The sequence below is a fragment of the Acidovorax radicis N35 genome (assembly GCF_000204195.1).
Lineage (GTDB): Bacteria > Pseudomonadota > Gammaproteobacteria > Burkholderiales > Burkholderiaceae_C > Acidovorax > Acidovorax radicis.
Window position 1 is genome coordinate 675831 of the sequence record NZ_AFBG01000021.1, and the last position, 13970, is coordinate 689800.

The 13970-nt window shown below is 67.5% G+C and carries 12 protein-coding genes; 5 read left to right on the plus strand and 7 right to left on the minus strand.

The features are described from left to right. Positions 1–193 precede the first annotated feature (193 nt). A complete protein-coding gene (locus ARADN35_RS0120075; RefSeq protein WP_010465348.1) occupies positions 194–613 on the plus strand; it encodes a BLUF domain-containing protein in 420 nt (139 codons plus the stop codon). A gap of 54 nt (positions 614–667) precedes the next feature. Here ARADN35_RS0120075 and ARADN35_RS0120080 read toward each other — a convergent pair whose 3' ends face one another. The 5 genes from ARADN35_RS0120080 to ARADN35_RS0120100 form a co-directional block, all read right to left on the minus strand. Further along, a complete protein-coding gene (locus tag ARADN35_RS0120080) occupies positions 668–2032 on the minus strand; it encodes an MFS transporter (protein WP_010465350.1) in 1365 nt (454 codons plus the stop codon). Continuing rightward, positions 2029–3684, minus strand: a complete 1656-nt coding sequence (locus tag ARADN35_RS0120085; RefSeq protein ID WP_010465351.1) for a class I adenylate-forming enzyme family protein — start codon at positions 3682–3684, stop codon at positions 2029–2031. Before ARADN35_RS0120085 ends, ARADN35_RS0120080 begins: the two co-directional genes overlap by 4 nt. A gap of 392 nt (positions 3685–4076) precedes the next feature. Continuing rightward, positions 4077–5381 (minus strand): Glu/Leu/Phe/Val family dehydrogenase, encoded by a 1305-nt coding sequence (locus tag ARADN35_RS0120090; protein WP_010465354.1) that lies wholly within the window; start codon positions 5379–5381, stop codon positions 4077–4079. Between the two features lie 195 nt (positions 5382–5576). Next, positions 5577–6464: a PPK2 family polyphosphate kinase gene (locus tag ARADN35_RS0120095; RefSeq protein ID WP_010465357.1), complete on the minus strand. Its 888-nt coding sequence runs from the start codon at positions 6462–6464 to the stop codon at positions 5577–5579. Positions 6465–6616: 152 nt separating this feature from the next. Further along, positions 6617–7606 (minus strand): GlxA family transcriptional regulator, encoded by a 990-nt coding sequence (locus ARADN35_RS0120100; protein WP_010465359.1) that lies wholly within the window; start codon positions 7604–7606, stop codon positions 6617–6619. A gap of 113 nt (positions 7607–7719) precedes the next feature. Here ARADN35_RS0120100 and ARADN35_RS0120105 point away from each other — a divergent pair, with 113 nt between their 5' ends. Beyond that, positions 7720–8544 carry an MBL fold metallo-hydrolase gene (locus ARADN35_RS0120105; RefSeq protein WP_010465361.1) on the plus strand — a complete coding sequence of 275 codons (825 nt, stop codon included), beginning with the start codon at positions 7720–7722 and terminating at the stop codon, positions 8542–8544. Positions 8545–8594: 50 nt separating this feature from the next. Here the strand turns inward: ARADN35_RS0120105 and ARADN35_RS0120110 are convergent, their stop codons facing one another. Beyond that, positions 8595–10754 carry a TonB-dependent siderophore receptor gene (locus tag ARADN35_RS0120110; protein WP_081474678.1) on the minus strand — a complete coding sequence of 720 codons (2160 nt, stop codon included), beginning with the start codon at positions 10752–10754 and terminating at the stop codon, positions 8595–8597. Positions 10755–10995: 241 nt separating this feature from the next. Beyond that, entirely contained in the window at positions 10996–11931 is a 936-nt protein-coding gene (locus tag ARADN35_RS0120115) for a LysR family transcriptional regulator (RefSeq protein WP_010465364.1), read from the minus strand. Positions 11932–12003: 72 nt separating this feature from the next. Here ARADN35_RS0120115 and ARADN35_RS0120120 point away from each other — a divergent pair, with 72 nt between their 5' ends. The 3 genes from ARADN35_RS0120120 to ARADN35_RS0120130 all read left to right on the plus strand — a co-directional run. Next, a complete protein-coding gene (locus ARADN35_RS0120120; protein ID WP_010465366.1) occupies positions 12004–12459 on the plus strand; it encodes a PACE efflux transporter in 456 nt (151 codons plus the stop codon). 85 nt (positions 12460–12544) lie between these two features. Next, a complete protein-coding gene (locus ARADN35_RS0120125; RefSeq protein ID WP_010465369.1) occupies positions 12545–13288 on the plus strand; it encodes a hypothetical protein in 744 nt (247 codons plus the stop codon). Positions 13289–13409: 121 nt separating this feature from the next. Then, the coding region (locus ARADN35_RS0120130; protein WP_010465371.1) for a DUF11 domain-containing protein at positions 13410–13970 on the plus strand (561 nt) is incomplete at its 3' end.

Below are 13970 nucleotides of genomic sequence, written 5' to 3' on the forward strand. Positions count from 1 at the left end.
GAGTTGGGCTGCTGGAAGTTACACGATCCCCTCTGGCAGTGGTGCCGCTGTGCGCAAAGACCCTCCACGCAGGCCCCGTCTGTGGTGGGCCAAGAGGCTTCGGTGGGGTTTGCCGACGGGTTTTGAGGGGTTATTCCACCGCAGGCAACCCAGCGGGGCCAGCGCTGACACACTCGGCGTTTTGGAGACATACATGTTGATACAACTGATCTACGCGAGCCGGTCTTCGCGTGTGCTGGGACCTGCAGACGTCAAGGACATCCTGGGGGCATCACAGCGCAACAACACCCGCGCCGGGATCACGGGAGCCCTGTGCCTGAACAACGGCATCTTTCTGCAGCTGCTCGAAGGTGACCGTGCTGCCGTCAACGCGCTGTACCACCGTCTGCTGAAGGACGGCCGCCACCGCGACACGGCAGTCCTCGATTTGAGCGAGATCCCTCATCGGCGCTTCACCGGCTGGTCGATGGGATTGATCGCTTCGCTTGAGGCCAACCGTCAGATGTTCCTGAAATACTCCGGGACCGCCGACTTTGACCCCTACAGCATGCCTGCCGCCACTTTGCGCAGCTTCTTCGACGAGATTCTGCAGAACGTCCGCTGGCTGGAATGATCTGGCAACACCCGGCTTGCGGCCAGCCGTGCACCCCCGGTCGTCTGCAGGTTCTCAGGGCGTGCCACTGTGGCGCAAGATCTCCGCGTGGCGCGACCGGGTGATCGGATAGGCCACCAGCAGCGGAATCGCCAGCACCAGGCACACCGCTGGCAGGATGCCCGTCATCAGCGTGATGCCCTGCAGCGCCGTGGCGGACTGCGCCACGTTGGGTACGTAGCCCGTCAGGTCCAGCATGCCTGCCACCAGCACGGTGGCCAGCGTGCGCGCCAGTTTGTCCATCAGGCCATACAGGCCGTAGTACATGCCGGTCTTGCGCTCGCCGGTCTGCATGTGGCCGTGGTCGATGGTGTCGGGCACCATGGCAAAAGGCACGATCCAGTGCGAACCCATGCCGATACCGACCACCACCAAGATGGCCGTGACCAGGCGCTGGTCACCCGGGCCCACCCAGTACAGCGCCACCAGCCCGGCCGCGCAGAACACCAGGCCCAGGATGTAGGCCAGGTTCTTTTCCCAGCGGTCCACCACGCGCTTCCATACGAACAGCGACAGGCCCACCACGCCCAGCAGGGTGCCCATGAAGCGGGGCAGGTCGCCCTTGTCACCCTGCAGCTGGTAGATCACGAAATACGCGAGCGAGGCCTGCACCAGCGTCAGGCCCAGGCGCACCAGCGTTGCGGCGGACATGAGCATCAGGAAGGGGCGGTTGTGCAGCGTAGTCCGCAAGGTTTCGCGCACGGACTCCCACATCGCGGGGCTATCGGCGTCGGCGGGCCGCACCGGATCGCCCGCTGGTTCGCGCACGCGCCAGGCCACCACGGCCATCGCCACGCCTGCGACCAGCCCGAAGCACGAGCCCGCCAGCGCATAGCCCGTGCGGGCGTCCGGCGCTGCCCGGACCAGCATCGGCATGAACACGCTGCCCGCAAAAAACCCCAGCAGGGCGCCCATCGACGCGTAGGCTGTGAGGCTGGTGCGCTCGTCGTAGTCGCGGGTCATGTTGGCGGCCATGGCCTGGTAGGGCAGCTGCACCAGGGTCATGAGCGTGTCGAACACCGTGTAGGTCAGGGCGATCCACAGGAAGGCGGCCCAGGGGCTGAGGCCCGGCGGCACCATCCACACAGCTGCCGCCGCCACGCCGAGCGGGAGCGCGCCGTAGATCAGGTAGACCCGGTGGCGGCCATGGCGCGAGCGTGTGCGGTCGGTCACCCAGCCAAAAAGCGGATCGTTGACGGTGTCCCACACCTTGCCCACCAGCAGGGCCGCACCCGCCACGGCGGGCGCCACCAGGGCCACGTCGGTGTAGAAGATCATGAGCATGAAGTTCATGGCGGCAATCAGCATCTGCAGGCCGACATTGCCGGTGGCGTAGCTCAGCTTGGTGCCCAGCGTGAGCCGGGTGGCTGGGCCCGTCATGGATGCGCGGCCGAAAGAGGCGCCGTTGGGCTTGCGGTGGCGGGGGCATGGGCCACGCGGGGCGGGGCGGCCTCCAGCATCAGGCGCACCTCGCGGCGCAGCATCTTGTTGAGGAAGCTGCGGGGGATCTCTTCGACGATGCGCACATCGTCGGGCTGTTGGGCGGTGGGCAGCTTGTGCGCCAAGTATTGGGCAATGTCGTGCTCCAGCGCCAGCCGGTCGTGCCCGGTGCGCCAGCTCTGGCGCAGGCTCAGCACCAGCACGGCCGTGGCGCCATGCTGCACCAGGCACGCCTCCTTGACGGCGGGGTGCGTGTGCGCCACCTCTTCCACCTCGCGGGGGTTGAGCCACTGCCCATGGCGCAGGACACGGTCTGCGCTGCGGCCCAGCACATGGAGGTAGCCGGCTGCGTCGAAGTAACCCACATCGCCCATCACCACCCAGCCATCGCGCAGCGTCTCCTGGGTTTTTTCGGGGTCGAGCCAGTAGCCGTCAAAACGCACCGGCGTCAACACGGTGATGAGGCCCATCTGGCCCAGCGGCAAGGGCGCGAACTGTTCGTCGCGGATGACCACCTGCACCCCGGGCATCACCCGGCCCACGGTGGAGAGGATGTCATTGCCCAGTGGCTGGCCCCGCGCGTCCACATGCTGGTGGGGCAGCAGCCAGGTGATGGGCGGCAGTGCCTCCAGGCAACCGTAGCCTTGCTGGAAGATCGGCCCGAAGCGGCGGATGGCCTCAGCGATCTTGGGCGCCGGCATCATCTCGGAACCGTAGGGCACGTGCGTGAGGGACGAGAGGTCGTACTGGCCCAGCGTGGGCTCGTCGAGCAGGTCGATGATGGCCGAGGGCGACAGAAATGCGCGGGAGACGCGGTGCTTCTGGATCAACGCGGCCAGGGTGGCGGCGCTGAAGTCTTCCGGCATCACCAGCGTGGCGCCCGCCAGCAAGGTGGGCAGCACCAGGCCGGAACCCGGCCCCGTGAGTGGCAAGCCCAGCATGTTCACATCCTGGCGGCTGGCGGGGGGCCGGAAGTCGATGGACCGGGAGATCAGCCGCACGCTGTCGAGGTACTTGCGGTTGCTGTAGCCGATGGATTTGGGCAGCCCCGTGGTGCCCGAGGTCATGTGCAGCGCGAAGATATCGTCTTCGTGCAGCGTGGCCGTGCCGGGTGCGGGGGCGTGCTGCGCCAGCGCCTGCTCGTAGTCTTCGCCCAGCGCCAGCAGGTGTATCCCTGGCAGTTGTTCGCGCACGGCCTGGAGGATGGGCGCGCTCAGCAGCGGGTCGTGGATGAGCACCACGGGCTTGACGCGCACCATGGTGGCCAGCGCCGCATCGGCCGGCAGGTGTTTGTGAAAGCTCGCGAAGATGGTGCCGTTCTCGAACGTGGCGAGCCGGGTTTCATACTGTTCGCCAGTCTCGGGCAGCAGGGTGAACACGACATCGCCCTTCTTCACGCCCTGCGCCTGCATCCAGGCCTGCAGCCGCTCTACACGTTCTTGCAGCTGTGCGTAGGTGAGGGTGCCACGCCGGTCGATGAGCGCAGGCTTGTGGGCATTGCGGCGGTACGCCAGGCGCGCCACCGACCGTGCCGTGCGCAGGCGGCTGAGCAGAAAGCGCACCACCAGGCTGCGCAGGGATGGAAGGGCCACGGAAGTCTCCGAGAGAAGGCATGGCCGGCCAGTTTTTCATGGGGGCAGGTTGCAAGCCGCCACAATTTGTATGTACGCGTATCTTGTTGTTGCTGGCGCGGCTGTGCGGTCGGTTTGGACCAGCCAACGGCATGTGACATCCCAGCACCGTCGCTGCCGCGCCACAGCGCATGTGTGCCAGCACGGATGAAAGCAAAAAAACCGCCAGGGCCGGATCGCGGCACTGGCGGTTTTGTGAGGGACTTACCGCCGGGGTGGGGCGGGAGACACGGATGACGGCAGGGCCTGTGGAGAGTGCTCAATCCAGACCAGTGCCACCGTGGAACTGGCTTTGCCAGGCCACGGGTGGCGTCCCCCTCAGGGGGAAGGCGCCGAAGGCGACACAGTGGGAATCACGGATACAGTCCGCGCATTTCGCGCGCATGCAGGATGCGCTGGCAGGCCACGATGAAGGTGGCGGTGCGCAGGCTCACCTTGTGCTCCTGGGCCACTTGCCAGATGCCGGAAAAAGCCTCTTGCATGATGCGCACCAGGCGCGCGTTGATTTCGTCCTCGCTCCAGAAGAAGCTGGAGAAGTCCTGCACCCATTCGAAATAGCTCACCGTCACGCCGCCGGCGTTGGCGATCACGTCGGGCAGCACCAGCACGCCCTTGTCGTGCAGGATGTCGTCGGCTTCGGTGGTCGTGGGGCCGTTGGCGCCTTCGATCACGAGCTTGGCCTTGATCTGGCCTGCGTTGTCTTTGGTGATCTGGCCTTCCAGCGCGGCAGGAATCAGGATCTCGCAGTCCACGCCCCAGAACTCCTCGGGCTTCATCACGTCGGCGCCGGCAAAGCCGCCCACGCCGCCACGGGTCTTCACATGCGCCAGCAGCGCGGGCACATCCACGCCCTTGCTGTTGAAGATGGTGCCGGTGTGGTCCTGCACGGCCACCACCTTGGCGCCTGCTTCGGCAAACAGCTTGGCGGCAATGCCGCCCACGTTGCCAAAGCCCTGCACCGCCACGCGGGCACCGTCGAGCGCCAGTCCGGTCAGCTTGGCGGCTTCCACACCCACGGTGTACACGCCGCGGCCGGTGGCCTCGACACGGCCCAGCGAGCCGCCCAGGTCCACGGGCTTGCCGGTGACCACGCCGGTGGCGGTGGCGCCGGTGTTCATCGAATACGTGTCCATCATCCAGGCCATGATCTGGCCGTTGGTGTTCACGTCGGGTGCGGGGATGTCCTTGGAGGGGCCGATCAGCAGGCCGATCTCGCTGGTGTAGCGGCGCGTCAGGCGCTCCAGTTCACCCATCGAGAGCTTCTTGGGGTCCACGCGGATGCCGCCCTTGGCACCGCCGTAGGGCACGTTCACTGCGGCATTCTTGACCGACATCCAGGCCGACAGGGCCATCACTTCCGACAGCGTCACGTCCTGGTGGAAACGCACGCCGCCCTTGCCGGGGCCGCGGCTCAGGTTGTGCTGCACGCGGTAGCCCTCGTAGTGGGCGATGGTGCCGTTGTCCAGCTCGATCGGTACGTCCACGATCAGGATGCGCTTGGGGCGCTTGAGCGTTTCCACCCAACGCGCCAGGCTGCCCAGGTAGGGGGTGACGCGGTCTACCTGCTGCAGGTAGTTGCCCCAGGGGCCGAGGTGGTCGGCCTGCAGATACGAGGGCAGGGTGTGGGTGGTGCCAGCAGCACCAGTGGGTGAAGACATGGTGAATTCCTTGTGGGATCAGTTCAGGCTGCGAAGCTTATGCCTGCCGCCGCACGCTGTCTAAGGCCGTAGTGTTTGGGTGCTATGCAAATAATGCATAACCGCGGGAAAACACCGCCCAATGCGGCACTGCAGCAAAAGTATGGCTAATGGATGTGCTGAAAAGGCAGCGTGGTGCACTGCCGCACAAAGGTGTTATTCGACCGTGAAACGGGCCAGCGCGGGGTCGCCGGCGGGGTAGCGCAGGTCCAGGTTCTGCAGCAGATCGCGCAGCACCGTGGCGATCATCAGGTTGCGGTGGGTCTTGGAGTTGGAAGGCACGATGGTCCAAGGGGCCCAGGGCGTGTGGGTGGCTGCCAGCAGGGTGCCATAGGCATCTTGGTACTGCGCCCACTGCTTGCGCACCTCGATATCGCCCATGCTGAACTTCCAGTGCTTGGTGGGGTCGTCCAGGCGCTCCTGCAGCCGCTCGCGCTGCTCGTCAAAGCCGATGTGCAGCAGGAACTTGAGCACGATGGTGCCCGTCTCGCTGAGCATGCGCTCGAAGTCGTTGATGTGCGCCAGCCGCTGCTGGTGCTGCGCGGGCGTGATCCAGCCGTTGACCACGGGCACCAGCACGTCCTCGTAGTGGCTGCGGTTGAACACGGTGATGTCACCCGCCTGCGGCACCTGCTGGTGGATGCGCCAGAGGTAATCGTGGGCTCGCTCGGCTTCGGTGGGGGCTTTCCAGCCGACGGCGTGCACGCCCAGGGCGCTCATGCGGCCAAACACGCCACGGATCGTGCCGTCCTTGCCCGAGGTGTCGGTGCCTTGCAGCACCACCAGCAGCTTGTGGCGCTTGTCTGCGTAGAACAGGTTCTGCAGCGTGTCGAGCTCGGCAGCCAGTGCATCGACCGCCGCCTTGTCCTCGGACTTGCTGCCCAGCGAAAACGGTTTGGCGCCAGGGTCGAAATCTTCCAGCGATACGGCAGTCGGTGGGGCCTTGCTGCGCCGCCCTTGGGTTGCTGGCTCGGCGGGGCCGGGTTGCCAGGGCAGGCAGCGCTGCCACAGGGAGGATTGGCTCGAATCAAGGGGAAACGGCATGGGGGCTCCGGGCAATGCGGCAGATGGCCCCATTGGAACACTGTGCCCCGGCGGTGGTGTGCCAACGGTTCGCAAAACGTGCGGCGCGTGACTTCGCTCCGTCCCCCCGGCGCTGAAGTGCCCGAGGGTGTGGCGGGCTCGCTCGTAGCTTCTCAGCCGTGCGCCATGCGGTAGGCCAGCGGCGTCTGCCCCGTGGCCTGCTGAAAAGCGCGGTGCAGGCCCGCCTCGCTGGCAAAGCCCAGGTCTTCGGCAATGCGCTTGAGCGGCAGGGGTGTGTCGCACAGGGCCTCGCTCACCTGCCGCAGCTTGATGCGCCGCATCCAGTGCGCGGCAGAAAGACCCGTGTGCGCCTGCACCCGCCGCGCCAGCGTGCGGGGCGACAGGCCCAGCGCATCGGCCAGCGCGGGCAGGCGCAGGGCGCTGGCGGGGCAACGCTGCACCCAGAGCATCGCGCGCCGCAGTTCGGCGTCGGCTGTCGCCATGAGGTCATGCCCGGCAAACGCCGGGTGGGTGGTGCGTGGGCGGGGCAGCATCAGCAGCGACTGCAGATCCGCCAGGGCTGCGGCATCCAGGCGCGTTGCCAGCGCGTGCAGCATCAGGGGTAGGTAGCCGTTGGCGCCTGCAGCGGTGGTGATGGGGCCGTCTTCCACCAAAGGCTCGTCAAAGCGCCAGTGCACCGCGCCAAACTGCTGCTGCAGCGGGGCCCGCAGCCACCAGGTGGCCGTGGCGCCGCGCCCGCGCATCCGGCCGCTGGCCGCTGCCAGCGCCACGCCCGCGCAATAGCTCCACACCTGGGTGCGGCGGGGCAGGGCCCGCAGTGCCGCGATGGCGGGCGCGATCTGCTGTTGCAGCTGCGGCATCTGCAGTCCATCGGGCGAAGACAGCCACAGGCCGGGCACCAGCACCGCGTCCACCTCGGCCTGCGCCAGGGCCACGCTGGGCGTGAGGGCAGGGCCTTGCCAAGTGGGCACGGGCTGCTGGTCTGCACCGGCCCAGCAGGTGGTGATAACCGCGCGCTGCGCGCGCAGGTTCGCGGCGCGGGCCAGGTCGGCGGTGGCAAAGAGGCCTGCGGGCATGCAGCCGGGGTACAGCAGCAGTGCCAGGCGCAGGGGTGGTGAGGGTGTGGTGGCGGCACGGGGCATTCGGCGAGATGGTATGGCTTGAAATGGAAAGAAATTGTCAAAACAGGCCATTCTCGCCAGGCGCTCGAATCCCAACAATCCACTGCACACCCACTGGCTTCGGAGCCCACCCCATGCAGATCACCCAATTGCGCAACGCCACCTTGCTTCTTGAATTCACCTCTGCAGAAGGTCGCCCCGTGGGCCTGCTGGTGGACCCCATGCTCGCCCCCCGGGGCAGCCTGCCCGCGTTGCGCTATCTGGGTTCCGGGCGCCAGCGCAACCCTATTGTGGAGCTGCCCGAGGGCACGGACGCGCTGCTGCAGCGCGTGACCCACGCCCTCATCACACACTGCCAGCGCGGCCACTTCGACCACCTGGACAGCGCGGGCAAGCGCTTTCTGCGCGAGCGGCAGATCCCGGTGGTCTGCATGCCGCGCGATGCGGGCTACCTGGCGCAGCGGGGCCTCGTGGTGTTGCCTTTGTCGGGCCCGGAGCGCCAGCCGTTCGCGCTGGGCGGCCACATCACACCGATTGCCTGCGTGCACGGACGGGGCTGGATTGCGCGCTTCATGGAGCATGGCCACGGTTACGTGCTGGAGCTGCCCGGCGAGCCCAGCGTGTACCTGGCGGGCGACACGCTGCTGACGACCGCCGTGCGCGACTGCCTGGCGCGGCTACGGCCGGACGTGGCGGTGCTGCCCGCAGGCGGCGCGCGCTTCGATGTCGGCGCGGAAATCCTCATGGACGCCGCCGACATGGCCGAGGCTGCCGCGCTGACTCCGGGCACGCTGGTGGTCAACCACCTGCAGGCGCTGGACCACTGCCCCACCACCCGCGACGCGGTGCGGGCGCTGGCGCAGCAGGGCGGCTGGGCGCACCGGGTGTGGGTGCCCGAGGACGGTGAGCGCAGAGCCTTTGCGCCGCCAGCCCAGCACGCTACCCAGGGGTGCTATTGACTCAATAGCTGTTAGCGCTTTCCTACCAAGCGGTAGAGGCCATTTTTATATCAAAAAGCCACCTGCACACCCGCCACCACCTGCCGCTGCTGGCCCGGGATGACGGTGACCGCGCCCCACGACGCCGTGTAGTAGGTCTTGTCGAACAGGTTGTGCACATCCAGCGTCAGGCGCGTGCGCTTGTCCACCTGCCAGTAGCCGGTGATGCGCGCCGTGGTGTAGGCGGGCAGCCGGTAGGTGTCGGTGGCGGTGCCCGTGCGTTCGCCCACATGCACCAGGCCGCCGCCCACGCCGTAGCGGCCGCCCCAGGGGGCCTGGTCCTCGCGGATGGCGAACAGCCCGGCGCTGACGCGGGGCACGTTCAGCAGGCGCTTGCCCAGCAGGGCGGTGTTGTTGTCGCGGGTCACCTCGGTGTCGGTGTAGGCCATGTTGGCCGTCATGCGCCAATGGGCGTCGATCTGCCCGGCCACATCCAGCTCCAGGCCCCGGCTTTGGACTTCGCCCGCAGCGATGCTGAAGTTGGCGTTGGTGGGGCTGCGCGTGAGCACGTTGGTCTTGCGGATGTCGAACAGCGCCACGCTCGCATTCAGCCGCTGGTCGGCCGACTGCCACTTGGCGCCCAGCTCCAGCGCCTGGCCCTTTTGCGGGTCGAACGCGCGGCCGCTTTCGTCGGTGCCTGCGTTGGGGCGGAGCGAGCGCCCGGCCGAGGCGTAGACGGACGTGTTCGCATCAATCAGGTACGTGACGCCGATACGCGGCGTGGCGGACGAATGGTCTTGCACCTGGCGCGTGGTGGCCAGGCGGTTTTCGCTGTCCTGGTGGAAGCGGTCGAAGCGCACACCGGCCAGCAGCTTCCAGCGCTCGCTCAGGTCGATCTGGTCCTGCACGAACAGACCCGTGGCGCGGGTGCGATCCACCAGGTCGAAGCCTGGGGTCAGGTTGCCCACGGGCTGGTTGTAGACCGGGTTGTAGATGTCGATGGCAAACGGCTGGCTGGCCAGGCTGGAGTAGCGGATGTCCTGCGCGGCAGTCAGGCGCCAGGTCTCCATGCCGGCCAGCACGGTGTGGGCGAGGCCCCCGGTGCGCAGCTTGCCCTCGACCTCGGCCTGCAGCGATGCATCGCGCGCAGGCAGGCTGCGCCAGCTGTCGCGGCGCGTCAGGGTGCGGCCATCGGCGGCCAGCGCGCCGGTCAGGTCCACGGCGGCGCCATACAGGTCCGTCTCGCGGTAGGACGCCCCCACGCGCGTGCGCCAGCCCTGGCCCAGGTCGTGGTCCAGCGTCACCTGGTGCGTGTCGCCGTTCACGTGCAGGTTGGGGCGGCTCGGGTCGCCCAGGTAGCGGTCGGACGGCAGCGCGCCCACGTTGCCCCGCACCTGCACGATGCCCCGGTCCAGCGGGGTTCGGACGCGGATGAACTCCGCCTCGTAGTTCAGCACCGTGTTGGCGCCGAGGTTCCAGGTGAGGGACGGGGCCACCACCAGCTTGCGGTTGTCCACCAGCGCGGTGCGGCTCGCACCATCCTCGGCCGCCACGTTCAGGCGGTAGGCCACATCCGCACCCAGCGGGCCGGTGGTGTCGAGCGTGGCACGCCGGTAGCCCTGGCCGCCCACCTGCACGCCGGCCTTGTGGGCAGCGGTGAACTGCGGTTTTTTGGTGACGATGTTGAGCGTGCCGCCCGGCTCGCTGCTGCCGTACAACGCGGCCGCCGGGCCCTTCAGGAATTCGATGCGCTCCACCGAGCTCACGTCGCGCTGCGGGCCGTAGCCCCGGTTGGACGCAAAGCCGTTGAGCAACTGGCCGCCGTCGGTGTTGCTGAAGCCGCGGATGGCGTAGTTGTCCCACGTGCCGCCGAAGTCGTTCAGCCGGGTGATGCCGCTCACGTAGTCCACCGTGTCGGCCAGGCGTGTCGCGCCTAGGTCCTCCATCAGCTGCTGGGGCACCACGCGCACGGATTGTGGCGTTTCGATCAGCGGGGTGTCGGTGCGCGTGGCGCCGGTGTTGCGCTGGGCGCCCTGGTAGCCGGTGGCGGCAGAGGTGTCACGCACCTGTACTTCCGACAATGCGGGGCTGGTGGTGGTGTCGGTCTGTGGAGACGATGGGGCGGTGGGGGCCGTCTGGGCCATGGCGGCGCTGGCCGTGAAGGCGCACAGCGCCAGGGTGGCGCGCACCACGGCAGACTGCCGTGGGGGCCGGGAAATCGAGGGATGCATGGTGCAGATCGGTAAAGAAAAAACGGCGGGGCTTGCTGCCGCGCGCCGTGCCAGCCGCCGCACGGCAGAGGGGTCTTGCTGAGCGGGGCCACAGGCGGGGTTGCGGACCAAAGGTCGCCATTATCATTGCAAATGCAAACTATTCGCATTTGCTTTTGTGGTAATGCTCCGATGCTTTCCAGGTCGGGGTCGGGGTTCCGCTTCTGGTTCGAGCGCCAGCGCCCGGCCTCCTCGGCGACGCTCAGCGGGGCTCTGCCTTGGCCACCGTTCCCATCAACGCCACAAAACGCGCAGCGCCCAGGCCCAGGGGCCGCTCCTTGGACCACACCACATCCACCCACAGTGCGGTGCCATTGCTCAGGTTCTCGAACGGCATCTCCACCAGCCGCCCCGCCTCGATGCGCGGCTGCACCAGTGCACGGGGCTGCCAGCCCCAGCCCAGTGCCGCCTCGATCAGGCCCAGCGCGGCCAGGTGGTTGTCGGTGCGCCAGTGGTGGCGGGCAAACACAAAACGCGGGTCGGTCTGCGCCAGGTCGCGGCTGGCCACGACGATCTGGCGGGTGGTGGTCAGGTGCTCCTCGCGCAGCATGGCGCGCTCGGGCGGTTCGCCCCGCGCCAGGGCCGAGGCGCGCGCGCCCTGCAGTACCGCGTGGTCCGGCGCCATCACGGCCACCAGGGTTTCGGTGCCCACTTCCTGAAACCCCTCGCGCCCGTCGATGCTGGGCCGCTCGAACACCAGCGCCAGCTGCGCGCGGCCGCTGTGCAGCAGCGCCAGGGCATCCACCTGCGGGGCGGTCAGCACCTCCACCTGCAGCAGCGGGTATTCCGACGCCAGCGTGGCCAGCGGGCCCGTCCAGCGGGCGGCCAGCAGCTCGGGGGCGATGGCCAGCGTCAGCCGCTCCTCCAGGCCCTGCGTCAGCGCGAGCGCCTGGGCGTTGAGCTGCTGCAGCTGCCCCGCCAGCAATCGGGCCTGCGGCTCCAGCGCGCGCGCCGCCGCCGTGGGCCGGGGCTCGCGGCCGCTGCGGTCAAACAGCTGCACATTGAGCTCGGCCTCCAGGTGGGCAATGGTCATGCTGACAGCCGACGGCACCCGCGACAACGCCCGCGCTGCGGCCGAAAACGAGCCGTGGTCGAGCGCCGCCAGAAACACCTGCACGCTGTCTGAAGAGAAGGCCATGCGCGTGATCTATCAAATAAACTGAAATAAGCTGACTTTATATATCAGCCGCAGGCACATAAAGTCCCAGCCATGGACAAGAAACCCACCCTGTTCGGCCTGCAAGGACTCAAGCGCCGACTGATCTACGTGAGCCTGTACGAACTGATCGCCATCGCGGCGGCCACGGCCGGGCTCGCCTTGCTCTCGGGCCAGGGCGCGGGCCATTCGAGCGTGGTGGCTGTGGCGGCTTCGGTGATTGCCATCGTCTGGAACATCGTCTTCAACTGGGCTTTTGAGCGCTGGGAAGCGCGCCAGCCCGTGCGGGGGCGCAGCGTGGCGCGGCGTGTGGCGCATGCCATTGGTTTTGAGGGCGGGCTGGTCTTCACGCTGGTGCCGCTGTTTGCCTGGTGGTTCGGCATCAGCCTGTGGCACGCTTTCGTGATGGACCTGGGGCTGATCGTGTTCTTCCTGTGTTACACCTTTGTCTTCAACTGGGTGTTTGACCATCTGTTCGGCCTGCCAGCCTCGGCCATGGCCGCCGCCTGAGGGTTGGGTCGCCCAGATCTTCAAACAGTGTTAACGGGCGCTGGCGAGCCGCCTGGACCACCACCCGCGCCCGATAATCGGCCCCATGCGTGGGCCGTTCTTTTCTCTCCTGTGGATGTCGTCCTGTGCGCTGCTGTGCGCCATGCTCGCGGGTTGTGCGGGTAGCGCCCCCACACCACGCGGCGAGGTCAAGGGCGCATCTGCTTCGCCCACCGAACTGGCCCAGTCCGACATGAACCGGCTGGCCACGCTGGCCATGCAGGAGAACCTGGAAGGCTTGTTCCGGCTGATGGACAAGCTCTATCGCCGCAACCCCGCCGAATGGCGAAAAACCAGCACCACCAGCCGCGAGCACGCCGCCGAGCAGGTGCGCGTGGCCATCTTGCAGCGCCAGCCCTGGGCGCCGCTGCAAGGGCGCCGCGACATCGCCGCGATGGGCTTTGCGCTGGCGCCGGAGTTCACCGGGGACCGCGTGGCCGCCTTCATCCATGCCACGGCCGACATGATCATCACAGCCCATGGCGGCAAGACGGAGTTCTTTTTGCTTGACGGTGTGGATGCACAGCACCTCTACAACGCCGCCCGCAATGTGGAAAGCGCGGTGTGGCTGCTGGCCCAGCGCCGCAATGCCCAAGGCCAGCCGCTGCTGCTGGCGGACGAAATCGGGCCCCAGGGCCGCAACCTGAGCTTCGAGCGTGAGTTTGGCAAGGTCATCGCGCGCCTTGACCTGCTTGCCGCCCTGACCACCGAAAAGTACCGCCGCGCGGCCATCAGCTATGTACAGGGCATTGTGGGCGGCACCTTCCTGCAGTTCCTGCCGGTGCGTTGAGCGCGGATCAAGCGCTTCCAGCGCGGGACTGGGGTTGGCGTGCGCCTCCGTGCGTGAAAGTTCAGGGTAGAAACGTGGCGTTACACTTTGCCACCCTTCCACTCCGACTCGGGACTTCCCCATGCTCCAACGTGTTTTGCTGTGGCTCACTGCGTTCTTGTTGGCCACGGTGGCTGCGACCACAGTGCATGCCCAAGATGCGGACCTGTCCATCACCAAAACCGATGGCGTGACCACGGCCGTCCCGGGCGGATCGGTGACCTACACCATCACCGCGAGCAACGCCGGCCCGTCCAATGCCCCTGGCGCGACGGTGGCGGATACGTTTCCCGCCGTGCTCACCGGCACCTGGACCTGCGTGGGCGCGGGCGGCGGCACCTGCACGGCGGCGGGCAGCGGCAACATCAATGACAGCGTCAACCTGCCGGCGGGGGGATCGGTCACCTACACGGTCAGCGCCACGATCAACGGTTCGGCGACCGGGACACTGACCAATACCGCGACAGTGACGTCCGCCGTGAACGACCCTGTCCCTGCCAACAACAGCGCCACCGACTCCGACACACTCACTCCCCAGGCCGATCTGTCCATCACCAAGACCGACGGGGTGACCACGGCCACGCCGGGTGGCTCGGTCACCTACACCATCACCGCGAGCAATGGCCCGGGCCCGTCCAATCGC